The organism is Pseudomonas sp. P110(2024) (assembly GCF_057480795.1).
On record NZ_JBLIYT010000009.1, the window covers coordinates 199,797 to 223,236 of the forward strand.

Sequence of the window (23,440 nt, forward strand, 5' to 3'; positions counted from 1 at the left end):
GACACTATGGCCCGTTTCGGAACGCAAAAACTCTACATTGATGGCGCTTACGTCGACGCTGGCAGCGACGCCACCTTCGAAGCCATCAACCCGGCCACCGGCGAAGTCCTCGCCCATGTGCAGCGCGCGACCCAAGCCGACGTCGAAAAAGCCGTCGAAAGCGCCGAGCGCGGCCAGAAAATCTGGGCCGCGATGACCGCCATGCAGCGTTCGCGCATCCTGCGCCGCGCCGTCGACATCCTGCGCGAGCGCAACGACGAGCTGGCCATGCTGGAAACCCTGGACACCGGCAAGTCGTACTCCGAGACCCGCTACGTCGACATCGTCACCGGCGCCGACGTACTGGAGTACTACGCAGGCCTGGTACCGGCCATCGAAGGCGAGCAGATCCCGCTGCGCGAATCGTCCTTCGTCTACACCCGCCGCGAGCCGCTGGGCGTGACCGTCGGTATCGGCGCCTGGAACTACCCGATCCAGATCGCCCTGTGGAAATCCGCCCCGGCCCTGGCCGCCGGCAACGCGATGATCTTCAAGCCGTCGGAAGTCACCTCGCTGACCACCCTGAAACTGGCCGAGATCTTCACCGAAGCCGGCCTGCCGAACGGCGTGTTCAACGTCCTGACCGGCAGCGGCCGCGAAGTCGGCACCTGGCTGACCGAGCACCCGCGCATCGAGAAAGTCTCCTTCACCGGCGGCACCACCACCGGCAAGAAAGTCATGGCCAGCGCCTCCAGCTCGTCGCTGAAGGAAGTGACCATGGAACTGGGCGGCAAGTCGCCGCTGATCATCTGCGACGACGCCGACCTGGACAAGGCCGCCGACATCGCCATGATGGCCAACTTCTACAGCTCCGGTCAGGTCTGCACCAACGGCACCCGCGTGTTCATCCCAGCCTCGATGAAAGCCGCCTTCGAAGCCAAGATCGCCGAGCGCGTCGCCCGCATCCGTGCCGGCAACCCGGAAGACGAGAACACCAACTTCGGCCCGCTGGTCAGCTTCCAGCACATGGAAAGCGTGCTGTCGTACATCGCCAAGGGTAAAGAAGAAGGCGCCCGCGTACTGTGCGGCGGTGAGCGTCTGCTGGACGGCGACTTCGCCAAGGGCGCGTTCGTGGCCCCGACCGTGTTCACCGACTGCACCGACGACATGACCATCGTCAAGGAAGAGATCTTCGGCCCGGTGATGAGCATCCTCAGCTACGAGACCGAGGAAGAAGTCATCCGTCGCGCCAACGACACCGAATACGGCCTGGCCGCCGGCGTTTGCACCAACGACATCAGCCGCGCGCACCGCATCATCCACAAGCTCGAGGCCGGCATCTGCTGGATCAACGCCTGGGGCGAGTCGCCGGCGGAAATGCCGGTTGGCGGTTACAAGCAGTCGGGCGTCGGCCGTGAGAACGGTGTCAGCTCGCTGGCTCAATACACTCGCATCAAGTCGGTCCAGGTCGAGCTGGGCGGCTACAACTCGGTTTTCTAAACCCCGTTTAGCCACGCCCGTGCCTTCGCGCACGGGCGCTTGCGCTCCCTGACCACCGCCAACGAGGGTACTTTTCATGTCCCAAGAATTCGATTACATCATCGTCGGTGCCGGCTCGGCCGGTAACACCCTGGCCACCCGCCTGACCGAAGACGCCAGCGTCACCGTGCTGCTGCTGGAAGCCGGTGGCCCCGACTACCGCTTCGACTTCCGCACCCAGATGCCGGCCGCCCTGGCCTTCCCGCTGCAGGGCCGTCGCTACAACTGGGCCTACGAGACCGATCCGGAGCCGTTCATGGACGGTCGCCGCATGGAGTGTGGCCGCGGCAAGGGCCTGGGTGGCTCCTCGCTGATCAACGGCATGTGCTACATCCGCGGCAACGCCATGGACTTCGACGGCTGGGCGGAACTGCCGGGCCTGGAAGACTGGACCTACCTGGACTGCCTACCGTACTTCCGTAAAGCCGAAACCCGCGACATCGGCCCGAACGACTACCACGGTGGCGACGGCCCGGTCAGCGTGGCCACGCCGAAAGCCGGCAACAACCCGCTGTTCCACGCCATGGTCGAAGCCGGCGTGCAGGCCGGTTACCCGCGCACCGAAGACCTCAACGGCTACCAGCAGGAAGGCTTCGGCCCGATGGACCGTTCGGTGACCAAGAACGGCCGTCGCTCCAGCACCGCCCGCGGCTACCTGGACCAGGCCAAGAAACGCCCGAACCTGACCATCGTCACCCACGCCCTGACTGACCGCGTGTTGTTCGACGGCAAGCGCGCCGTCGGCGTGACCTACCTGGTCGGTGACAGCGAAGAGCGTGTCGAAGCCCGCGCGCGCAAGGAAGTCATCGTCAGCTCCGGCGCCATCGCTTCGCCGCAGCTGCTGCAGCGCTCCGGCGTCGGCCCGCGCGCACTGCTGGAAAGCCTCGACATCCCGGTGGTCCACGACCTGCCAGGCGTCGGCGAGAACCTGCAGGACCACCTCGAACTGTACCTGCAGTACGCCTGCACCCAGCCGGTGTCGCTGTATCCGTCGCTGCTGTGGTGGAACCAGCCAGCCATCGGTGCCGAGTGGCTGTTCAACGGCACCGGCATCGGCGCCAGCAACCAGTTCGAGGCCGGTGGCTTCATCCGCACCCGTCCTGAATTCAAGTGGCCGAACATCCAGTACCACTTCCTGCCGGTAGCGATTAACTACAACGGCTCGAACGGCGTGAAAGAACACGGCTTCCAGGCGCACATGGGTTCCATGCGCTCGCCAGCCCGTGGTCGCATCCAGGCCAAATCGAAAGACCCGCGCCAGCACCCAAGCATCCTGTTCAACTACATGTCCACCGAGCAGGACTGGCAGGAATTCCGCGACGGTATTCGCCTGACCCGCGAAATCATGGCCCAGCCGGCGCTGGACCCGTACCGCGGTCGCGAGATCAGCCCAGGCGCCCACGTGCAGACCGACGAAGAGCTGGACAAGTTCATCCGCGAGCACGCCGAAACCGCCTTCCACCCATCCTGCTCGTGCAAGATGGGCACCGACGACATGGCAGTGGTCGACGGCGAAGGTCGCGTGCATGGCATGCAGGGCCTGCGCGTGGTCGACGCCTCGATCATGCCGCTGATCATCACCGGCAACCTCAACGCCACCACGATCATGATCGCCGAGAAGATCTCGGACAAGATCCGTGGCCGCAAGCCGCTGCCGCGCAGCACCGCCAAGTACTACGTGGCCGGCGATGCACCGGTGAAGGGCAAGCCGATGCGTGAAGTGAAGCAAGCGTAAGCCTGCTGCGGCAACACAAGAAAAGGCACCTCTCGAGGTGCCTTTTCTACATCTGCAGAAACGCTTTACAGCCTGCCAATTCATCAGGTTAGAATCGATTGGCACGCGACCTGCTAGTTCATGCTTCCAGGTCCCTTCCCCCGCGATATCCCGGAGTACCACCTTTGGATGCGAGCACCATCAACAGCCTGTTCCTGATCGGCGCTTTACTGGTGGGCGCAAGCATCCTGGTCAGCTCGCTGTCATCGCGCCTGGGCATCCCCATTCTCGTCATCATCCTCGCGGTCGGCATGATTGCCGGGGTCGATGGTGGCGGCATCATCTTCAACAACTACCCGACCGCCTACCTGGTGGGCAACCTGGCACTCGCCGTGATCCTGCTCGACGGCGGCCTGCGCACCCGGGTGGCGAGCTTCCGCGTGGCGCTGTGGCCGGCCCTGTCGTTGGCCACGATCGGCGTGCTGATCACCACCGGCCTGACCGGCATGGTCGCCGCCTGGCTGTTCAACCTGAACCTGATCCAGGGCCTGTTGATCGGCGCCATCGTCGGCTCCACCGATGCCGCGGCGGTGTTCTCGCTGCTCGGCGGCAAGGGCCTGAACGAGCGGGTCACCGCCACCCTGGAGATCGAGTCGGGCAGCAACGACCCGATGGCGGTGTTCCTCACCGTCACCCTGATCGACATGATCGCCAGCGGCCAGACCGGCCTGCACTGGAGCCTGCTCACCCACCTGCTGCGCGAGTTCGGCATCGGCGGGCTGATGGGCCTGGGCGGCGGCTGGCTGATGCTGCAACTGGTCAATCGCATCAACCTGGCCAGCGGCCTGTACCCGATCCTGGTGGTAGCCGGCGGACTGGCGGTGTTCTCCCTGACCAACGCCCTGCACGGCAGCGGCTTCCTGGCCGTGTACCTGTGCGGCCTGGTGCTGGGCAACCGGCCGATCCGCAGCCGCCACGGCATCCTGCACATGCTCGACGGCATGGCCTGGCTGGCGCAGATCGGCATGTTCCTGGTGCTCGGCCTGCTGGTCACGCCCCACGACCTGCTGCCCATCGCCCTGCCGGCCCTGGGCCTGGCGCTGTGGATGATCCTGGTGGCCCGCCCGCTGTCGGTGGTCGCCGCCCTGCTGCCGTTCAAGGCCTTTCATGGTCGCGAGAAAGGCTTTATCAGCTGGGTCGGCCTGCGTGGCGCGGTACCGATCATCCTGGCGGTGTTCCCGCTGATGGCGGGGCTGCCCCAGGCCCAGCTGTTCTTCAACCTGGCCTTCTTCATCGTGCTGGTGTCACTGCTGGTGCAAGGCACCAGCCTGCCGTGGATGGCCAAACTGCTGAAGGTCACGGTACCTCCGGACCCGGCGCCGATTTCCCGCTCCGCACTCGAAGTGCACGTCACCAGCGAGTGGGAGCTGTTCGTCTACCGCCTGGGCGCCGAGAAATGGTGCATCGGCGCCGCCCTGCGCGAGCTGAAGATGCCCGAGGGCACGCGCATCGCCGCCTTGTTTCGCGGCGAGCAACTGCTGCACCCATCGGGCAGCACCGTGCTGGAAGTCGGCGACATGCTCTGCGTGATCGGCCACGAACATAACCTGCCGGCGCTGGGCAAGCTGTTCAGCCAGGCACCACAGCGTGGCCTGGACCTGCGTTTCTTCGGCGACTTCGTCCTCGAAGGCGACGCCGAACTGGGCGCGGTGGCCGCGCTGTATGGCCTGAAACTCGATGGCCTGGACGCGAACATGCCGCTGGCGCAGTTCATCCGACAGAAGGTCGGAGGCGCGCCAGTAGTAGGCGACCAGATCGAATGGCACGGCACGATCTGGACCGTCGCGGTCATGGACGGGAACAAGATCCAGAAAGTGGGCGTCAGATTCCCCGAAGGTACCCGCCCCGGACCCGGGCTGTTCCTCTAAACTCCGATTTGCCGCGTAACACAAGAACTCTGCCTATGTCCCTGCGTGACCATTGCCGCGCAGCCCTGCTGGGGCTGTGCCTGACCCTCTCGTTCGCCGCCGGCGCGGTGGAAGTCCCGACCACCCCGGGCATCCAGAGCAGCCTGAGCAAGATCGCCGAGCGCAAGCTGCCGGAAACCGAGCAGAAAGCCGTGCAGCAGGTGCTGGAGCAGACCCTGGCGCTGCTCAACGCCCGCGACGACAGCGAAAAGAAGCTCGAAGCCCTCAAGCAGCAGCTGGCCGGCGCACCCCAGGAGATCCGCGACAGCCAGCGCGAGTTGATCAAGCTCAAGGCCAGCACCACCCCGCCGGTGGCGCAGCGCTACGCCAGCCTGACGGTACCGCAGCTCGAGCAGATGCTCAGCGAACGCAGCACCCAGCAGGGCGATCTGCAAAAGGCGCTGTCCGAAGCAAACAGCCTGATCATCAATGCGCAGACCCGTCCTGAACGCGCACAGGCCGAGATCAGCGGCAACCAGATGCGCGCCCAGCAGATCAACAGCAGCCTCAAGAGCGGCAAGGACAACGGCAAGGCGATCAACGCCGACCAGCGCAACCAGCTCAACGCCGAGCTGGCCTCGCTCAACGCGCTGACCCTGCTGCGCCGCCAGGAACTGGCCGGCAACAGCGTGCTGCAGGACCTGGGCAACGCCCGCCACGACCTGCTGATCGAGCGCGCCACCCGCCTGGAGCAGGAAATCCAGGACCTGCAGACGCTGATCAACGAAAAGCGCCTGGCCCAGTCGCAACAGGCCGTCACCCGCCAGTCGATCGAGGCGCAGAAGGCCGGCGGCAGCAACCTGTTGGCCACCGAGAGCACCGCCAACCTGCAACTGTCCGACTACCTGCTGCGCAGCACCGATCGCCTCAACGAGGTGACCCAGCAGAACCTGCGTACCAAGCAACAGCTCGACAGCCTCACCCAGGCCGACCAGGCCCTGGACGAACAGATCAACGTGCTCAAGGGCAGCCTGCTGCTGTCGAAGATCCTCTACAAGCAGAAGCAGGCCCTGCCGCACCTGAAGCTTGACCGCAACCTGGCCGACCAGATCGCCGATATCCGCCTCTACCAGTTCGAGATCAACCAGGAACGCGAACAGATGAGCAGCCCGTCCACCTATGTGGACAAGCTGCTGGCCAGCCAGCCCGAGGAAGATGTCACCCCGCAACTGCGCAAGGCCCTGCTGGAAGTGGCGATCACCCGCAGCGACTTGCTCGAACGATTGAACCGCGAGCTGTCGGCGCTGCTCAACGAATGCATCACCCTGCAGTTGAACCAGAAGCAACTGCTGAGCACCGCCCAGAACCTGCGCACCACGCTGGAAGAACAGATGTTCTGGATCCCCAGCAACAAGCCGCTGGACTGGCAATGGCTGCGCGAGGTACCCGAGCGCCTGACCACCCAGGTGGCCAGCCTGCCTTGGGGCGCAGGCATCAAGGAGCTGGCGGACGGCCTGGTGCAACAGCCGCTGCTGTTCCTGCCGCTGATCCTGGTGATCGGCGCCCTGCTGTGGCGGCGCAAGGCGCTGTACCGACGGCTGGGCAAGGTCCACCAGGACATCGGCCACTTCAAGCGCGACAGCCAGTGGCACACGCCCCAGGCGATCCTGATCAACATCCTCCTGGCCCTGCCGGTGGCCCTGGCCCTGACCCTGGGCAGCTACGCCCTGCAGCTCGATGCCCGCGGGCAGAACGCCAACCTCGGCGCCGCCTTGTGGCAGATCGCCCAGGCCTGGCTGGTGTTCTACACCGCCTACCGTATCCTCGCCCCGGGCGGCGTGGCCGAGATCCACTTCCGCTGGCACAAGCCGCAGGTCGAGTTCCTGCGCGGCTGGGTGCGCCGGCTCGGCACCGTGGTGCTGGCCCTGGTCGGCGTGGTGGCGGTGGCCGAACACCAGCCATCGGCCCTGGCCGAGGACGTGCTGGGCATCGGCGTGGTACTGACCTGCTACGCGCTGATGGCCTGGCTGCTCAGCCGCCTGCTGCTGAGCAGCCCGGCGCACCGCAACACCTCGCTGTTCCGCAAGGCCGTCGGGGTGGCCTTCACCGCCCTGCCCATCGCCCTGTTCGTGGCGGTGTGCTTCGGCTACTACTACACCGCCCTCAAGCTCACCGACCGGCTGATCTACACCCTCTACCTGCTGCTGTTCTGGCTGGTGATCGAGGCCGCATTCGTGCGCGGCCTGTCGGTGGCGGCGCGGCGCCTGGCCTACCAGCGCGCCCTGAGCAAACGCCAGGCGGCCAAGGAGGGGCTCGACGGCGAAGTGGTGGTCGAGGAGCCGACCCTGGACATCGAGCAAGTCAACCAGCAGTCCCTGCGTCTGATCCGCCTGGCCCTGCTCGGCGGCTTCATCGGCGGGCTGTACTGGGTCTGGGCAGACCTGATCACGGTATTCGCCTACCTCAACAACATCACCCTCTACGAATACAGCAGCGGCACCGGCGCGGCGGCGAGCATGGTACCGATCAGCCTCGGCGACCTGCTCGGCGCCATGGTCATCGCCGGCATCGCCGTGGCCCTGGCCAGCAACCTGCCGGGCTTGCTCGAGGTGCTGGTGCTGTCGCGCCTGAACCTTGCCCAGGGCAGCGCCTACGCCATCACCACGCTGCTGTCCTATGTGATCGCCGGCGTCGGCATCGTCAGCACCCTGGCCACCCTCGGGGTCAGCTGGGACAAGCTGCAATGGCTGGTGGCGGCCCTGTCGCTGGGCCTGGGCTTCGGCATGCAGGAGATCTTCGCCAACTTCATCTCCGGCATCATGATCCTGTTCGAGCGCCCGGTGCGCATCGGCGATACCATCACCATCGGCAACCTGTCCGGCACGGTGAGCAGGATCCGCATCCGCGCCACCACCATCACCGACTTCGACCGCAAGGACATCATCGTCCCCAACAAGACCTTCATCACCGGCCAGCTGATCAACTGGTCGCTGACCGACACGGTCACCCGGGTGACGCTGAAGCTGGGCATCGACTACGGCTCGGACCTTGACCTGGTGCGCGACCTGCTGCTCAAGGGCGCCCACGAGAACCCACGGGTGCTCAAGGATCCGGAACCGCTGGTGTACTTCCTCAACTTCGGCGAAAGCTCGCTGGACCACGAGCTGCGCATGCATGTGCGCGACCTGGGCGACCGCAACCCGACCCTGGACGAGCTGAACCGCTATATCAACCGCGAGTTCAAGGCGCACAACATCAAGATCTCGGTGCGCCAGGTGGAGGTGTTCCTCATGGACCCGAAGAACGGCAAGCAGCAATTGATCCCGATGGACGGCAAACCGGACAGCACGCCGCCGAGCTGAGTGGACTACGACAGGCATGCCCTCCAGAATGCAGGCGAGGGCTTTGCCCTCGATGGCACCGAATCCAGGAGCAGGCCCCGTGAAGTCCCTCGAGCAACTCACCTTCGACAACTGCTTCGCCCAACTCGGCGATGCCTTCTCCACCCAGGTCCTGCCCGACCCGATCGCCGATCCACGCCTGGTCGTCGCCAGTGAATCGGCCATGGCCCTGCTCGATCTCGACCCGGCACAGGCCGAGCTGCCGGTGTTCGCCGAGCTGTTCAGCGGCCACAAGCTTTGGGAAGAGGCCGACCCACGGGCGATGGTGTATTCCGGTCACCAGTTCGGCTCGTACAACCCGCGCCTGGGTGATGGTCGTGGCCTGCTGCTGGGCGAGGTTCTCAACGATGCCGGCGAGCACTGGGACCTGCACCTCAAGGGCGCCGGCCAGACGCCCTACTCGCGCATGGGCGACGGCCGCGCCGTGCTGCGCTCGTCGATCCGCGAATTCCTCGCCTCCGAGGCCCTGCACGCCCTGGGCATTCCCAGCAGCCGCGCGCTGTGCGTGATCGGCTCGAGCACCCCGGTATGGCGCGAAGCCCGCGAGAGCGCTGCCATGCTCCTGCGCCTGGCCCAAAGCCACGTGCGCTTCGGCCACTTCGAATACTTCTACTACACCAAGCAACCGGAACAGCAGCGGGTGCTGATAGACCATGTGCTGGAACAGCACTACCCCGAGTGCCGCGACGCCGAGCAGCCCTACCTGGCCATGTTCCGCACCCTCGTCGAGCGCAACACCGAGCTGATCGCCCGCTGGCAGGCCTATGGCTTCTGCCACGGAGTGATGAACACCGACAACATGTCGATCCTGGGCATCACCTTCGACTTCGGCCCCTACGCCTTCCTCGACGACTTCGACGCCAACTTCATCTGCAACCATTCCGATGACCGGGGCCGCTACAGCTACGCCAACCAGGTGCCAATCGCCCACTGGAACCTCAGCGCCCTGGCCCAGGCCCTGACCACAGTGATCGAAGTCGAGCCGCTGAAGGAGGCGCTGGGGCTGTTCCTGCCGCTGTACCAGGCGCACTACCTTGACCTGATGCGCCGCCGCCTGGGCCTGACCACGGCCGAGGACGACGACATGGCGCTGGTCGAGCGCCTGCTGCAGTGCATGCAGCGGGGGGGCGTGGACTACACCCTGTTCTTCCGCCGCCTGGGCGAGCAGCCCGTGGCCCAGGCCCTGCAGGTGGTGCGGGAAGATTTCATCGACCTGGCCGGCTTCGACGCCTGGAGCACCGAATACCAGGCGCGCTGCGCGCGCGAAGCGGGCAATGCAGAAGGGCGCCGCGAGCGCATGCATGCGATCAATCCGCTGTATGTGCTGCGCAACTACCTGGCGCAGAAGGCCATCGAAGCCGCCGAGGCGGGCGACTACAGTGAAGTGCGGCGGCTGCATCAGGTGCTGGGCAAGCCGTTCGAGGAACAGCCCGGGATGCAGGCCTATGCCGAACGGCCACCTGAGTGGGGCAAGCACCTGGAAATCAGCTGTTCGTCATGAACCCCGGGGCCGCTACGCGGCCCCAGCCACATCAAGGAGATAAAATGTCCGAACCCCTGGTAATCCCCTGCCCTCACTGCAACGGCCTCAACCGCCTGCCCGCCGAGCGCCTGGGCGACAGCCCCAAATGCGGCCGCTGCAAGCAGGACGTGCTGCTCGCTCAGCCCTTCGAACTGAACGAGGGCACCTACGCCGCCCAGATCAAAGGCGACCTGCCGTTGCTGCTGGATGTGTGGGCCGACTGGTGCGGCCCCTGCAAGAGTTTCGCCCCGGTGTTCGAACAGGCCGCCCGTCAGCTCGCCGGACGCTGCCGCCTGGCCAAGCTCGACAGCGAGGCCAACCGCAACCTGGCCGGCCAGCTCGGCATCCGCTCGATCCCCAGCCTGATCCTGTTCAGGAACGGCCGCGAAGTGGCTCGCCAGGCCGGCGCGTTCCCACTGCAGTCGTTGCTGGAGTGGCTGCGCAGCCAGGGTGTCTAGGCGCTGCGCTCCAGCAGATCATGCAACTCGACGAACTGCTGGGTAAGCTTGTGCCGTGGCTCCAGGTGGATCAACGGCAGGCTGGCATGGTGGGATTCGCGCATCTTCACCGAACTGCCCAGGTACACCGGCAGTACCGGCAGGCCCTCGGCCAGCAGCTCGTCGAGCATCTGCTGGGGCAGGCTGGCCCGTGACTGGAACTGGTTGACCACGATACCCTCGACCACCAGCTCGTCGTTGTGGTCTTCCTTGAGTTCATCGATCTCGGCCAGCAGGCCGTACAGCGCCTGGCGCGAGAAGCTGTCACAGTCGAAGGGAATCAGCACGCGATCGGCGGCGATCAGTGCGGAAACCGCGTAGAAGTTCAACGCCGGCGGCGTATCGATGTAGATCCGCTCGTAGTCTTCGTCCAGCTCGTCGAGCAGTTTGCGCAGCTTGTTGATCTTGTGCTTGGCCTCGAGCTTGGGCTGCAGGTCGGCCAGCTCCGGGGTGGCGGTCACCACGTGGAGGTTGTCGAAGGGGGTTTCGTAGATATCGACCTTGTTCTTCTTGGCGAACGGCCCGCTGGACAGCGACTGCTTGAAGAAGTCGGCGATGCCCATGGGGATGTCGTCGCCGGTCAGGCCGGTCAGGTACTGGGTCGAGTTGGCCTGGGCATCCAGGTCGATCAGCAGGGTCCGATAGCCTTCACTGGCACTGACCGCCGCGAGATTACAGGCAATGCTCGACTTGCCCACGCCACCTTTCTGATTGAACACCACGCGCCGCATGTCAGACCTCCGTGTATCAACGAATGCCCGAGTATGTGGTCAGCGCAGCGGTTTAGCCAGCACCTTCGGGCTGTTCCAGCCCGGCCAGCAGGGCGATGAAGGCATTGGCCATGGCCGAGCCGGGCGCCTCGCGACGTACCAGCCACACGGCGGTCATGGCCTCTTCGTCGAGCAACGTGCGGTACACCACGCCTTCGATGCGCATGCGCTGGAACGAGGCCGGCAACACCGAAACACCCAACCCCGCCGACACCAGGCCGATGATGGTCATCGCCTCACCGGCTTCCTGGGCGAAATGCGGGCTGAAACCCGCCTGGCGCGCCAGGCTCAACAACTGGGCATGCAGGCCACTGCCGTAGCTGCGCGGGAAGAATACGAACGGCTCATGGGCCAGGGCTTGCATATGTACACCCTGTTCGCTGCCAATGGCCAGCGGGTGAGATGCATTGAGCACGGCCACCAGGGGTTCGCGGAACAGCTCGGTGCAAGCGATCCCTTCCGGCAACGGCATCGGTCGCATCAGGCCGATTTCGATGGACTCGTCGAACACCGCCTCCACCACTTCTCGGCTGCTCATTTCCTTGAGGTTGAGGTGCACTGAAGGATAGCGCTGGCGGAAGGCCCGAATGGCCTGGGGAATCCGCGAGGTGAAGGGTGCCGACGAGGTGAAGCCGATCTTCATCTCGCCCAGTTCACCCAGCTGCGCTCGCCGCGCCACATCGGCGGCCTTCTCCACCTGCGCCAGCACCTGGCGCGCCTCCTCGAGGAACAGCCGCCCGGCCTCGCTCAACTCGACCCGGCGGTTGGTGCGCTCGAACAGGCGGGCCCCAAGCTCCTGCTCCAGGGCCTGGATCTGCTGGCTCAAGGGAGGCTGGGAAATACCCAGCTGCTGGGCGGCGCGGCCGAAATGCAGTTCCTCGGCCACGGCGATGAAATAGCGCAGATGACGCAACTCCATGATCGACTCCAAACAGGTCGTAAAACGTCTTGAACGGGTCGAACAATATATTGGATCTAATCATTAGCCAGCTATATGCTTTTTTTACCGCAGCACCGGCCCCAGCGCCCGAGGTACCCTCTGTGAGATCCGTCGTAGTCCCCCTGCCTGCCGAACCCGAGCCTGTCGTCGACGATACCTGGATCGAGAAAGGCTCCCCCGCCTTCATGAAGACCGTGCTGGCCCTGTTCAGCGGTGGCTTCGCCACCTTTGCCCTGTTGTACTGCGTGCAGCCGATGATGCCGCTGCTGTCCCGGGAGTTTTCCATCAACGCCGCGCAGAGCAGCCTGGTGCTGTCGGTGTCCACCGCCATGCTGGCATTCGGGCTGCTGGTCACCGGGCCGATCTCCGACCGCATCGGGCGCAAGCCGGTGATGGTCTTCGCCCTGCTCTGCGCCGCCCTGTCGACCCTGGCCAGCGCGGTGATGCCGAGCTGGGAGCTGGTGCTGGCGACGCGCGCCCTGGTGGGTTTGTCGTTGAGCGGCCTGGCGGCGGTGGCGATGACCTACCTGAGCGAAGAGATCCACCCGCAGCACATCGGCCTGGCCATGGGCCTGTACATCGGTGGCAACGCCATCGGCGGCATGAGCGGGCGCCTGATCACCGGCGTGCTGATCGACTTCGTCAGCTGGCACACGGCGATGCTCACCATCGGCGGGCTGGCCCTGGCAGCAGCGCTGGTGTTCTGGAAGGTGCTGCCCGAATCACGCAACTTCCGGCCCCAGGCCCTGAATCCGCGCAGCCTGCTGGACGGCTTCGTCATGCACTTCAGGGATGCCGGGCTGCCCTGGCTGTTCCTCGAAGCCTTCCTGCTGATGGGTGCCTTCGTCACCCTGTTCAACTACATCGGCTACCGCCTGCTGGCCGGGCCCTATCACATGAACCAGGCGCTGGTCGGGCTGCTGTCGGTGGTGTATTTGTCAGGGATATACAGTTCGGCACAGGTCGGCGCCCTGGCCGACAGGCTGGGACGGCGCAAGGTGTTCTGGGCCAGCATCCTGGTGATGGCCGGGGGCCTGTTGATGACCCTGGCCACCCCATTGGCGATGATCATCGTCGGCATGCTGGTGTTCACCTTCGGCTTCTTCGGTGCGCACTCGGTGGCCAGCAGTTGGATCGGCCGCCGGGCGCTGAAGGCAAAGGGACAGGCGTCTTCGCTTTACCTGTTCTGCTACTACGCGGGATCAAGTGTCGCCGGGACTGCCGGCGGGGTGTTCTGGCACCAGTGGGGCTGGAACGGGACAGGGCTGTTCATTGCCAGCCTGCTGGCGGTCGCATTGCTGGTGGCGCTGCACCTGAGCAAGTTGGCGCCTAAGTCAGGCTGATCCCACGACCGCTCAGTGCCGGTGTCAGACGCTCAGACCGATGGCTGGCTCAACGGCGCAGGGGCGTTCCACAGGCTGCCCAGGTTCTGCAACAACGACCCGGCAATTCCTTGCTGCCCCAGGTACTGCAGGATCAACGGCGCGAACTGCCCGATCATCCCGGTATCCATGCCCAGCGCCTTGAAGGCGTTGTCCAGGTCGCTGCGGTTCTGCACCTCACCGCCCAGCGCGTTGCTCAGCGCCGAGCTGTTCTTGTCATTGCCGAGCAACTGCCCCAGGCCGCTCAGCCCTCCCAGCGCATTGGTACCCGACAGCAGGTCCAGCCCGGGCACGGCCTTGGTCAGTTGCCCATAGTCGTCGCCGCTGAGGTTGTTGCGCGCCAGCCCCAGCATCGCCCCGGCGCCGCCGATGGCCTGCTCTGGGGTGATCTTCAATTCGCTGCCCAAGGTGTTGAGGAGGTTGGCCTGGCCGGCCGGCGCCTGCACCTGGCCCTGTTGGTTCTGGTTCTGCATGGCCGAGACGGCGTTGGCCGCGTCGCTGAGGTTGAAGGCGAACACCGGGCTTGCGGCCAGGGTCATCAGGGTTGCCAGGGTGATTGCTTTCATCAGGAGGGACCTCGTCGGCCGGAATGGCCGGAAAACGAGAGATTGGACTGGAGCGCCGGGGGTTTGTTCCGGGCCGGCCATCGGTGTTCATTGCAAGGGTCTTATCGCGGGGCAAGCCCGCTCCCATGAAGCGCTAGGGATTCTCCGATCAAGTCAGCACAGGCCGCCTGACCTGTGCTGAAATAGCCCTCCGTCCAACTGCCCTCTACAAGCCCTCCATCCTATGAGTCAGATGAGCTTTTCCGATTTCGAGTACGCCGGTAAGCGCAAGCAAACCCGCCGCGAGCGCTTCCTGGCCGAGATGGAGCAGGTGGTGCCGTGGAGCGGTTTGGTGGCATTGATCGAGCCGTATTACCCAAAGGCCGGCGGTGGTCGCAAGCCGTACCCACTGGAAACCATGCTGCGTATTCACCTGCTGCAGACCTGGTTTTCGCTGAGCGATCCGGCCATGGAAGAAGCATTGTACGAAATCACGTCGATGCGCCAGTTTGCTCGACTGACGCTCAGCGCACCGATTCCCGAAGACACGACGATCATGAATTTTCGTCACCTGCTGCATGGCGACGAAAATATTATCTGTGCCGATGCGGGTTATACCGGCGTAGAGAAACGGCCTGAGCACGACAGTCGGCAAGTGATCTGGCAGATCGCTGCGCGACGCAGCACCTACAAGCACTTGAGCAAACGCAGCGTGCTCTACAAAGCCAAACGTCAGATCGAGAAAGTCAAAGCGCAGACGCGGGCGAAAGTCGAGCACCCCTTTCGCGTGATCAAGCGCCAGTTCGGTTATGTGAAAACCCGCTTCCGTGGGTTGGCCAAGAACACGGCGCAACTGACCACGCTGTTTGCTCTGTCGAATCTGTGGATGGTGCGCCGGCAATTATTGACTGCTGCGGGAGAGGTGCGCCCGTGAGGGCGGATAACCAACGCTTTGCCTTGGTTATCCATTGATCAGCGGCTGATTATCAGGCTTTTCGGTATCCCTAAACCGCCCATTTCCGGCTGATGAGCAACTTGTTCGGAGTTTCCCTAGGTGATTCGTGGGAGCGGGCTTGCCCCGCGATGGACATGTACTGGCCAGTTCTGTTTTCCACCGCACTGGCCCGCGCATCCGCCTGCCCCTCAGCCCAAGCTTGAGTAACTGCCGTGTCTCCTCATCTTCGATGCGGTCCAGCGCCCGGTGGCTGTCGCTGAAAGCGAACATCAGGTAGTAGGAAACGTTAGCCAGCACATACTCCATGGGCACGACACCGTCGTGGATGGTGCGGGCGAGGGACTTGTCAGGGGGCAAAGCAAATTGGTGGGGTGGGTCGGGGACGATTTTTTCATGGCAGTCACCCAAATGCAGTGATGCTGCATCATTCGTTTCCACACAAAGGGGTGGCAGCTGTACACGGGGTGAAAACCCGGATGCATTCAGGAAAACCCGGTAGGCACAAAGACTCCCGCGCACAGCCACCATGACGACACGTTCCAGAATGCATATCCGGGGTTCCGCATCCGATCGCTGAACCGACAGCGACCGAGAAAGCCTAGTAGGTAGCATTTCCCGCACAATCAGACGTGAATCGACAGACTGTGTAGGGTAATTCCTGCGACCGAATCTCGTCAGCGGAAAACAACCTAACACCCAGTAGGAAGATTCCCAAGACCTAGCATTTTTGACAGTTGCCGGCTGCAGATCCAGGCCGCAAAGTGATGTAACAAAAAGCTCACTTTCGGGGCCCCCATGACACAGGAATGCATCCAATTTCCAGTAACAGTATTGTTTGCAACGGATAGACAGAGAACAATTCTGTACAACCTAACAAACAACAGGAGAGTCGCATTCTCCTACACAGTTTTTGGGCATGACCAGATCGACAATGAGAAACTCTCATTACTTGGCTACACGGGTGAACCACGAACAAAGCAAGGCGGATACTTACTCGGAACTGGATATCGCACTTACAATCCAAGCTTGATGCGATTCCACTCGCCAGACAGCCACAGCCCATACAGCACTGGCGGTATAAACAGTTATACATACTGCCAGGGTGACCCGATCAACCACACAGACTCAACTGGCCATTCTCGAGTTCGCAGCAACAGCCTTTCACTAAGCCAACCAACACGCACAAACAATTACTACGAGGCACAGACTCTTTTGACCGGACTCAAAAGAGCCAAATCTATTGAGTCCTTTATTCCCCGCCCCAACCCGCTCGATGCCATTATTGAACCTGACACAAGAAATACAATATTCAACCAACTCAACGGCAAGGACCTTGGCGCACTTTCCAGTACATCCCGAGATTTTCGTGACGAGATCGAGGCACTTTCATTAGGCAACGCACAAAACCTGTTCAATCCACACGATATTAGAATGGCCTCTCAGGGCAAATGGCCCGGAGTTCTTCCAAAAGATGTAACTGAAAAAAGGCTAGCCCACCTTGAACTTGCCACCGAAATAAATAATATTGCTCGCCTGCAGACATCGGATAATGGAGTATACGGTGTGGGCAGAGCTTACCTCAGGATTCGCCAATCTGCGATACAAACCGCTAGATATTACAGAAACCACGGAGTACCTGCGGTCGACCCTATCTCGGGAAGAAGAAATTCCATACGCCTTGGATAGCCACCAAAACCCGAAGCATTCGGCCGTAAAAACAGCATAAACGCAAGAAAACAAAATTAATATATGCCATACCAGATAGAAGCGAGCACGACCGGTACAAATATATCGGCATACCATGAGAAAAACGGACTAATGCCTCTCTCAAGGCATTAGTCCCCCGACGTCAGATCACACTGCACTAAACGTCCTATGCGGATCAATCACAAACTTCTTCGGCACCCCTGCATCAAACTCCCCATACCCCTCCGGCGCCTGGTCCAGGCTGATCACCTGCACCCCCACCACTTCGGCGATATTGATGCGATCCCACATGATCGCCTGCATCAGCTGGCGGTTGTACTTCATGGTCGGGGTCTGCCCGGTGTGGAAGCTGTGGGACTTGGCCCAGCCCAGGCCGAAGCGGATGCTCAGGGCACCGATCTTGGCGGCGGCATCCACTGCGCCCGGATCCTCGGTCACGTACAGGCCCGGAATACCGATCTTGCCAGCCACGCGGGTCACCTGCATCAGCGAGTTGAGCACGGTGGCCGGGGCCTCGTGCTTGGCGCCTTCATGGCCATGGCCACGGGCCTCGAAGCCAACGGCATCGACGGCACAATCCACTTCCGGCTCACCGAGGATATCGATGATCTGCTCGTGCAGCGGAGTGTCCTTGGACAGGTCGACCACTTCGAAACCTTGCGACTTGGCGTGAGCCAGCCGGGCCGGGTTGAGGTCGCCGACAATGACGCAGGCGGCGCCCAGCAGGCGGGCGGACGCGGCGGCGGCCAGGCCGACCGGGCCGGCACCCGCGACGTATACGGTGCTGCCCGGGCCGACACCGGCGGTGACGGCGCCGTGGTAACCGGTGGGGAGGATGTCGGACAGGCAGGTCAGGTCGCGGATCTTCTCCATGGCCTTGTCGCGGTCCGGCAGTTTCAGCAGGTTGAAGTCGGCGTAGGGCACCAGTACGTACTCGGCCTGGCCGCCGGTCCAGTCGCCCATGTCAACGTAACCGTAGGCACCACCGGCGCGGGCCGGGTTGACGGTGAGGCAGACGCCGGTGTGCATCTCCTTGCACGAGCGGCAGCGACCGCAGGCGACGTTGAAGGGTACCGACACCAGATCGCCGATTTTCAGGCGTTCGACGTCACGGCCCATTTCGACGATTTCACCGGTGATTTCATGACCCAGGACCAGGCCGACCTGGGCGGTGGTGCGGCCGCGGACCATGTGCTGGTCGGAGCCGCAGATGTTGGTGGAGACCACCTTGAGGATGACGCCGTGCTCGATCTTCTTGCCGCGCGGGTCCTGCATCTTGGGGTAGTCGATCTTCTGCACCTCGACCTTGCCCGCGCCGAGATACACCACTCCACGGTTACCAGACATGCTTCTTACCTCGCTTGATTTGTATTTATGCAGCGGTGGTGGAAAGCGCCGCCTTTCCGTGGGCGGCCTGTGTTACTGGAATGAAGGGAATTGTGGGCTGGATGGGAGGTGGGGCGGTGACTGGATGCGACAGGCAAATGCCTGTTCACGGCAGGCCAAAAGCCGGGGCCGCTGTGCGGCCCTTTCGCGACACAAGGCCGCTCCTACATGGCCAGCGCACCCCTGAGACTTGCGCTGTACCTGTGGGAGCGGCCTTGTGTCGCGATGAGCTGCAAAGCAGCCCCAATGTCAAAGCACCACAGTCCGATTGGCGTTGAGGAACACCCGTCGCTCGATGTGATAACCCACAGCCCGCGCCAGGGTCAGGCACTCGATATCGCGCCCCTTGGCGATCAGGTCCTCGGGATAGTGCGCATGGTCAACCACCTCGACGCCCTGGGCGATGATCGGCCCTTCGTCCAGGTCGTTGTTGATGTAGTGCGCCGTGGCGCCAACCATCTTCACGCCCTTGTTGTAGGCCTGGTGATACGGTTTGGCGCCCTTGAAACCGGGCAGCAACGAGTGGTGGATGTTGATCGCCCAGCCATCCAGTCGCCGGCACAACTCCGGCGACAGCACCTGCATGTAGCGGGCGAGGATCACCAGCTCGGCACCGCTTTCCTCGATCACCTGCAATACCTTGCGCTCCTGCGCCGGCTTATCGTTCGGATCGAGGGCGAAGTGGTAATAGGGGATCTTGTGCCAATGTGCCAGCGGCTCGAGGTCAGGATGATTGGACACCACCGCGACCACGTCCATGGCCAGCTGGCCGATGCGCTGGCGATACAGCAGGTCGTTAAGGCAGTGGTCGGCCTTGGACACCATGATCACCACCTTGGGGCGGTGATTCGGCGCGGTCAGCTCGAACGCCATGCCAAAGGCTTCGCTGCGCTCGGCCAGGCCTGCGCGAAAACCGTCCTCGTCGAAGCCATCGGGGGCACGGAACTCCACGCGAATGAAGAACCGCCCCGACAGCCGGTCATCGAAGGAATGGTGCTCGGTGACGTAGCAGCGTTGCTCGTAGAGATGACGCGTCACCACATCGACCGTGCCGAGCATGCTCGGGCAGTCGGCAGTGAGGATCCAAGTGTCCGGTGCCCGACTCATGGGTAATGCTCCTTACGCTTCGATGGCCAGGCCGTATTCGGCCGACGCGTCCTGCAGCCACAGCCACCAGTAGTCAGAGAAGCTGCGGCGGATCACCAGCTCCCAGGTGTCCTCGGCGGTGCGCCGGATCACCAGTTGCGACTTGGCGAACACGGTGCCAACGGCCTTGCCCACCGGGAAGTTGTTCGGGTGTACATCATAGCTGGTGGATTTCATCAGCACGTCGCGCACGTTCGGGCCGCGTAGCTCGAGCAGGGTCTGTCCGCCGCTGACGTTGACCACCTGGATATGCTGGCCGTCGAGGGCATCGCGCAGCTTCTGCTCGACGGCGAACTCCTGGCCGCCGGGGACAATCAGCAGCCACTCGTCCGGGCCCACCCATTGCAGCGACATCTCGCTGTTGGCGACCACGGTCAGAGCCACCGGCAGCTCCAGACCCAAGGCCTTGTGCACGCCGCCGGCGAAGGCCTGGTCATGGCCATTGCCACGGATAGTCAGGTGGCCGAGGAGTTTCTTCTCGCGCAGGGTCACGCCTGCGTTCTTGCGGCCCTTGCCGACCAGGCTGGCCAGGTCGGCGTGGTGCAGCGGCGACTGGGCCTTGGCATCGGAGCCTGGGTTTTGCTGGAAGACGTTGATAGCGCTCATTTCTTACCTGCCTTGAATTCTTGTGCGAGGAACCACGCTGACCTCGAGGGAGCGGGCTTGAGCGCTCCCTCGCAGATCCCGTCATCCTGGAATCAAACGTTCTGCCGCTCGCCCTTCGGATCGAAGAACACCGAAGACACGATCTCGGCCTCGATCACGCTGCCGTCGGCCTGGGGCGAATAGACCCGCTCACCCAGGCGCTTGAGGCCGCCCTTGACCACGCCCATGGCGAACGAATAGCCCAGGGAGTTGGCCGCGTAGCTGGAGGTGACATGACCAACCATGTCCATCGGGATCGGTTGCTTGGGATCGAACACCAGCTGGGCGCCTTCCGGCAGCCACACGTTCGGGTCCACAGGCTTGAGGCCCACCAGCTGCTTGCGGTTCTCTCGCACGGTATCTTCACGGTTCATGCCGCGCAGGCCGATCCACGAGAAGGCCTTGTTGCGACCCACGCACCAGCTCATGTTGAGGTCGTCCGGGGTCATCGAGCCGTCGGTGTCCTGGCCGACGATGATGAAGCCCTTCTCGGCACGCAGCACGTGCATGGTCTCGGTGCCGTACGGGGTCAGGTTGTACTTCTTGCCCGCCTCGACAATCTGCTCCAGCACGCCCATGGCGTAGTTGGCCTGGACGTTGATCTCGTACGACAGCTCGCCGGTGAACGAGATGCGGAACACCCGTGCCGGCACGCCGCCAACCAGGCCTTCCTTCCAGCTCATGAACGGGAAGCCTTCCTTGTCCAGGTCGATGTCGCTGACCTCGGCCAGCAGCTTGCGGCTGTTGGGGCCGGACAGGGTCATGGTCGCCCAGTGGTCGGTGACCGAGGTGAAGTACACCTTCATCTCTGGCCATTCGGTCTGGTGGTAAAGCTCCAGCCACTGCAGCACACGGGCGGCGCCGCCGGTGGTGGTGGTCATGATGAAGTGGTTGTCGCCGACGCAGGCGGTCACGCCGTCGTCGAAGACCATGCCGTCTTCCTTGCACATCAGGCCGTAGCGGGCCTTGCCCACGTCGAGCTTGGTCCAGGCGTTGGTGTAGATGCGGTTGAGGAATTCGCGCGCGTCCGGGCCCTGGATGTCGATCTTGCCCAGGGTCGAGGCGTCCAGCAGGCCGACGCTGTCACGCACAGCCTTGCATTCGCGGGCCACGGCGGTGTGGATATCTTCGCCGGGCTTGGGGAAGTACCACGGGCGCTTCCACTGGCCGACGTCCTCGAACTCGGCGCCGTTCTTGATGTGCCAGGCATGCAGGGCGGTGAAGCGCACCGGCTCGAACAGGTGGCCGCAGTGCCGGCCCGCCACCGCGCCGAAGGTCACCGGCGTGTAGTTGGGGCGGAACATGGTGGTGCCCATTTCCGGGATGCCGATTCCGAGCGAGCGGGCGGCGATGGCCAGGCCGTTGATGTTGCCCAGCTTGCCCTGGTCGGTGCCGAAGCCCAGGGCGGTGTAGCGCTTGACGTGCTCGACCGACTCGAAGCCTTCGCGGGTGGCCAGCTCGATGGCGGCGGCGGTGACATCGTTCTGCTGGTCGACGAACTGCTTCGGCGCACGGGCGGTGCCCTTGTCGTGGGGCACCTGGAATAGTGCCACGGTGGCTTCTTCCTTGCGCGCCAGGGTTTTCGGCAGGGTGCCGACGCTGGCCTTGAAGCCGGCCTCGGTGGCGGCGCGAACACCGCCCTCGAAGCCGTCAGCGATCACATCGCCCAGGGCATAGACGCCGTTCACGCCACCGACGCACACGCGCTTCTGCGGTGCATCGCCCGGGACGAAGCCGAGGATGTCTTCACGCCAGACCGGGCGACCGCCCAGGTGCGAGGCCAGGTGGACCACTGGGCTGTAACCGCCGGAAGTCGCGATCAGGTCGCACTCGAGGGTTTCACCCGGGCTGGTAACCTTGTGCGCCTGCACATCGATGGCGGCCACGCGGGCGCCAGTGACGTGCTTGCTGCCCTTGGCCTCGATCACGGCGCTGGAGGTGAGGATACGGATACCTTTGGCGCGAGCCTCTTCGACCAGCGAACCGCGTGGGTTGTGGCGGGCATCGGCAATGGCGACCACCTGCAGACCCGCTTCGTGCCAGTCCAAAGCGCAGCGGTAGGCGTGGTCGTTGTTGGTCGACAGCACCAGCTTGCGGCCCGGCGCCACGCCATAGCGGCGCACGTAGGTGGACACGGCACCCGCCAGCATGTTGCCCGGCAGGTCGTTGTTGCCGTACACCAGCGGGCGCTCATGGGCGCCAGCAGCCAGGACCACACGGTTGGCGCGCACACGGTGCACGCGTTGGCGTACCTGGCCGATGGGCGCACGGTCGCCGAGGTGGTCGGTCAGACGCTCGTGGATGGTCAGGAAGTTGTGGTCGTGATAGCCGTTGACCGTGCTGCGTGGCAGCAGGGTGACTTCCGGCAGCGACTCCAGCTCGGCAACGACGGCATTGACCCAGTCGACGGCTGGTTTGCCATCAAGGGTTTCGCGGCTGTCGAGCAAGGTGCCGCCGAACTCCTCCTGCTCGTCCGCCAGGATCACCCGGGCGCCGCTGCGCGCGGCAGCCAGCGCAGCGGCCAGGCCAGCAGGGCCGGCGCCGACGATCAGCACGTCGCAGTGCTGGTTCATGTAGTCGTAGCTGTCCGGATCGTTCTGCAGCGGCGCACGGCCCAGGCCCGCCGCCTTGCGGATGTACTTCTCGTAGGTCATCCAGAACGACTTGGGGTACATGAAGGTCTTGTAGTAGAACCCGGGCGGCATCATGTTGCCGCCGACCTTGCCGATGATGCCCATCATGTCGTTGTTGACGTTTGGCCAGCCGTTGGTGCTGGTGGCCACCAGGCCGGCATACAGGGCCTGCTGGGTGGCGCGCACGTTGGGGATCTGGGTGGCTTCGCTGGAGCCGATCTGCAGGATCGCGTTCGGCTCCTCGGTACCGGCGGCGATGATCCCGCGCGGGCGCGAGTACTTGAAGCTGCGCCCGACGATGTCGACGCCGTTGGCCAGCAGCGCGGCGGCCAGGGTGTCGCCGGCATAGCCCTGGTAGGTCTTGCCGTTGAAGCTGAAGTTCAGCACCTTGCTGCGGTCGATACGGCCGCCGCTGGCGAGGCGATAGGTCTGGCTCATACTTTTTCCCCTTGGCCCTTGGCGGTCGCTGGCGCGGTGCTCTGTTTCGAGGCGGCGGTAACCTGCGGCTTCTCGCCGATCTTGTAGGTTTCCAGGATCTCGTAGGTCACGGTGTCGCGGGTGACGTTGAAGTACTGGCGGCAGCCCGCGACGTGGTCCCACAGTTCATGGTGGATGCCACGCGGGTTGTCGCGGAAGAACATGTAGGTGCCCCACTCCTCGTCGGAGCAGGCGTTGGGGTCCAGTGGGCGGGCGATGTGCGCCTGGCCTGATGCGTGGAATTCTTCCTCGGAGCGCAGCTCGCCGCAGTGGGGACAGAAGATTTGCAACATGA

17 protein-coding genes are annotated in these 23,440 nt (G+C 63.6%); 9 read left to right on the forward strand and 8 right to left on the reverse strand.

Translation table 11 applies throughout. The features are described 5' to 3' along the window. Positions 1–6: 6 nt before the first annotated feature. From betB to trxC, 6 genes are all read left to right on the forward strand, one after another. Positions 7–1,479 carry a betaine-aldehyde dehydrogenase gene (gene betB, locus AC25ND_RS16200; protein WP_062362587.1) on the forward strand — a complete coding sequence of 491 codons (1,473 nt, stop codon included), beginning with the start codon at positions 7–9 and terminating at the stop codon, positions 1,477–1,479. Between the two features lie 76 nt (positions 1,480–1,555). Then, positions 1,556–3,253 carry a choline dehydrogenase gene (gene betA / locus AC25ND_RS16205; RefSeq protein ID WP_028688422.1) on the forward strand — a complete coding sequence of 566 codons (1,698 nt, stop codon included), beginning with the start codon at positions 1,556–1,558 and terminating at the stop codon, positions 3,251–3,253. A 164-nt stretch (positions 3,254–3,417) separates the two neighbouring features. Continuing rightward, the gene (locus AC25ND_RS16210) at positions 3,418–5,160 is read left to right on the forward strand and encodes a potassium/proton antiporter (protein ID WP_028688423.1); all 1,743 of its coding nucleotides are present in this window, start codon (positions 3,418–3,420) and stop codon (positions 5,158–5,160) included. Between the two features lie 35 nt (positions 5,161–5,195). Further along, a complete protein-coding gene (mscK, locus tag AC25ND_RS16215) occupies positions 5,196–8,501 on the forward strand; it encodes a mechanosensitive channel MscK (protein ID WP_084941999.1) in 3,306 nt (1,101 codons plus the stop codon). Positions 8,502–8,580: 79 nt separating this feature from the next. Further along, positions 8,581–10,041 carry a protein adenylyltransferase SelO gene (gene selO / locus AC25ND_RS16220; protein WP_486976438.1) on the forward strand — a complete coding sequence of 487 codons (1,461 nt, stop codon included), beginning with the start codon at positions 8,581–8,583 and terminating at the stop codon, positions 10,039–10,041. A 44-nt stretch (positions 10,042–10,085) separates the two neighbouring features. Further along, positions 10,086–10,520: a thioredoxin TrxC gene (trxC, locus tag AC25ND_RS16225; RefSeq protein WP_069015867.1), complete on the forward strand. Its 435-nt coding sequence runs from the start codon at positions 10,086–10,088 to the stop codon at positions 10,518–10,520. Here the strand turns inward: trxC and AC25ND_RS16230 are convergent. Together AC25ND_RS16230 and AC25ND_RS16235 are read right to left on the reverse strand one after the other, a co-directional pair. Beyond that, complete coding sequence (locus AC25ND_RS16230) at positions 10,517–11,290, reverse strand: ParA family protein (RefSeq protein ID WP_028688427.1); 774 nt, start codon at positions 11,288–11,290, stop codon at positions 10,517–10,519. The two genes, trxC and AC25ND_RS16230, sit on opposite strands and share 4 nt — an antisense overlap. A gap of 52 nt (positions 11,291–11,342) precedes the next feature. After that, positions 11,343–12,248: a LysR family transcriptional regulator gene (locus AC25ND_RS16235; protein ID WP_028688428.1), complete on the reverse strand. Its 906-nt coding sequence runs from the start codon at positions 12,246–12,248 to the stop codon at positions 11,343–11,345. 122 nt (positions 12,249–12,370) lie between these two features. Between AC25ND_RS16235 and AC25ND_RS16240 the strand changes: the two genes are divergently transcribed. Next, the gene (locus tag AC25ND_RS16240; RefSeq protein WP_486976439.1) at positions 12,371–13,612 is read left to right on the forward strand and encodes an MFS transporter; all 1,242 of its coding nucleotides are present in this window, start codon (positions 12,371–12,373) and stop codon (positions 13,610–13,612) included. Between the two features lie 32 nt (positions 13,613–13,644). On the opposite strand, the gene AC25ND_RS16245 is transcribed toward AC25ND_RS16240, so the two are convergent. Next, positions 13,645–14,217 carry a DUF2780 domain-containing protein gene (locus AC25ND_RS16245; protein ID WP_182321869.1) on the reverse strand — a complete coding sequence of 191 codons (573 nt, stop codon included), beginning with the start codon at positions 14,215–14,217 and terminating at the stop codon, positions 13,645–13,647. A gap of 223 nt (positions 14,218–14,440) precedes the next feature. Here AC25ND_RS16245 and AC25ND_RS16250 point away from each other — a divergent pair, with 223 nt between their 5' ends. Continuing rightward, positions 14,441–15,130 carry a transposase gene (locus tag AC25ND_RS16250; protein ID WP_486976440.1) on the forward strand — a complete coding sequence of 230 codons (690 nt, stop codon included), beginning with the start codon at positions 14,441–14,443 and terminating at the stop codon, positions 15,128–15,130. Between the two features lie 816 nt (positions 15,131–15,946). Further along, positions 15,947–16,837, forward strand: a complete 891-nt coding sequence (locus tag AC25ND_RS16255; protein WP_486976441.1) for an RHS repeat-associated core domain-containing protein — start codon at positions 15,947–15,949, stop codon at positions 16,835–16,837. Positions 16,838–17,005: 168 nt separating this feature from the next. On the opposite strand, the gene fdhA is transcribed toward AC25ND_RS16255, so the two are convergent. From fdhA to AC25ND_RS16280, 5 genes are all read right to left on the reverse strand, one after another. After that, the gene (gene fdhA, locus AC25ND_RS16260) at positions 17,006–18,205 is read right to left on the reverse strand and encodes a formaldehyde dehydrogenase, glutathione-independent (protein WP_241413373.1); all 1,200 of its coding nucleotides are present in this window, start codon (positions 18,203–18,205) and stop codon (positions 17,006–17,008) included. 288 nt (positions 18,206–18,493) lie between these two features. Continuing rightward, positions 18,494–19,351, reverse strand: coding sequence for a formyltetrahydrofolate deformylase (purU, locus tag AC25ND_RS16265; RefSeq protein ID WP_028688432.1), 858 nt, complete (start codon positions 19,349–19,351; stop codon positions 18,494–18,496). Positions 19,352–19,363: 12 nt separating this feature from the next. After that, positions 19,364–19,996 (reverse strand): sarcosine oxidase subunit gamma, encoded by a 633-nt coding sequence (locus AC25ND_RS16270; RefSeq protein WP_028688433.1) that lies wholly within the window; start codon positions 19,994–19,996, stop codon positions 19,364–19,366. A 92-nt stretch (positions 19,997–20,088) separates the two neighbouring features. After that, positions 20,089–23,106: a sarcosine oxidase subunit alpha gene (locus AC25ND_RS16275; protein WP_088852228.1), complete on the reverse strand. Its 3,018-nt coding sequence runs from the start codon at positions 23,104–23,106 to the stop codon at positions 20,089–20,091. Next, positions 23,103–23,438 (reverse strand): sarcosine oxidase subunit delta, encoded by a 336-nt coding sequence (locus AC25ND_RS16280; protein ID WP_028688435.1) that lies wholly within the window; start codon positions 23,436–23,438, stop codon positions 23,103–23,105. Before AC25ND_RS16280 ends, AC25ND_RS16275 begins: the two co-directional genes overlap by 4 nt. Positions 23,439–23,440: the final 2 nt, after the last annotated feature.

Bases quoted from the DNA above. Each gene is read 5' to 3' on its own strand.
- betB (WP_062362587.1), top strand. From the start codon at position 7: ATGGCCCGTTTCGGAACGCAAAAACTCTACATTGATGGCGCTTACGTC.
- betA (WP_028688422.1), top strand. From the start codon at position 1,556: ATGTCCCAAGAATTCGATTACATCATCGTCGGTGCCGGCTCGGCCGGT.
- mscK (WP_084941999.1), top strand. From the start codon at position 5,196: ATGTCCCTGCGTGACCATTGCCGCGCAGCCCTGCTGGGGCTGTGCCTG.
- trxC (WP_069015867.1), top strand. From the start codon at position 10,086: ATGTCCGAACCCCTGGTAATCCCCTGCCCTCACTGCAACGGCCTCAAC.
- AC25ND_RS16230 (WP_028688427.1), bottom strand. From the start codon at position 11,290: ATGCGGCGCGTGGTGTTCAATCAGAAAGGTGGCGTGGGCAAGTCGAGC.
- AC25ND_RS16235 (WP_028688428.1), bottom strand. From the start codon at position 12,248: ATGGAGTTGCGTCATCTGCGCTATTTCATCGCCGTGGCCGAGGAACTG.
- AC25ND_RS16245 (WP_182321869.1), bottom strand. From the start codon at position 14,217: ATGAAAGCAATCACCCTGGCAACCCTGATGACCCTGGCCGCAAGCCCG.
- AC25ND_RS16250 (WP_486976440.1), top strand. From the start codon at position 14,441: ATGAGTCAGATGAGCTTTTCCGATTTCGAGTACGCCGGTAAGCGCAAG.
- AC25ND_RS16255 (WP_486976441.1), top strand. From the start codon at position 15,947: ATGACACAGGAATGCATCCAATTTCCAGTAACAGTATTGTTTGCAACG.
- fdhA (WP_241413373.1), bottom strand. From the start codon at position 18,205: ATGTCTGGTAACCGTGGAGTGGTGTATCTCGGCGCGGGCAAGGTCGAG.
- purU (WP_028688432.1), bottom strand. From the start codon at position 19,351: ATGAGTCGGGCACCGGACACTTGGATCCTCACTGCCGACTGCCCGAGC.
- AC25ND_RS16270 (WP_028688433.1), bottom strand. From the start codon at position 19,996: ATGAGCGCTATCAACGTCTTCCAGCAAAACCCAGGCTCCGATGCCAAG.
- AC25ND_RS16275 (WP_088852228.1), bottom strand. From the start codon at position 23,106: ATGAGCCAGACCTATCGCCTCGCCAGCGGCGGCCGTATCGACCGCAGC.
- AC25ND_RS16280 (WP_028688435.1), bottom strand. From the start codon at position 23,438: ATGTTGCAAATCTTCTGTCCCCACTGCGGCGAGCTGCGCTCCGAGGAA.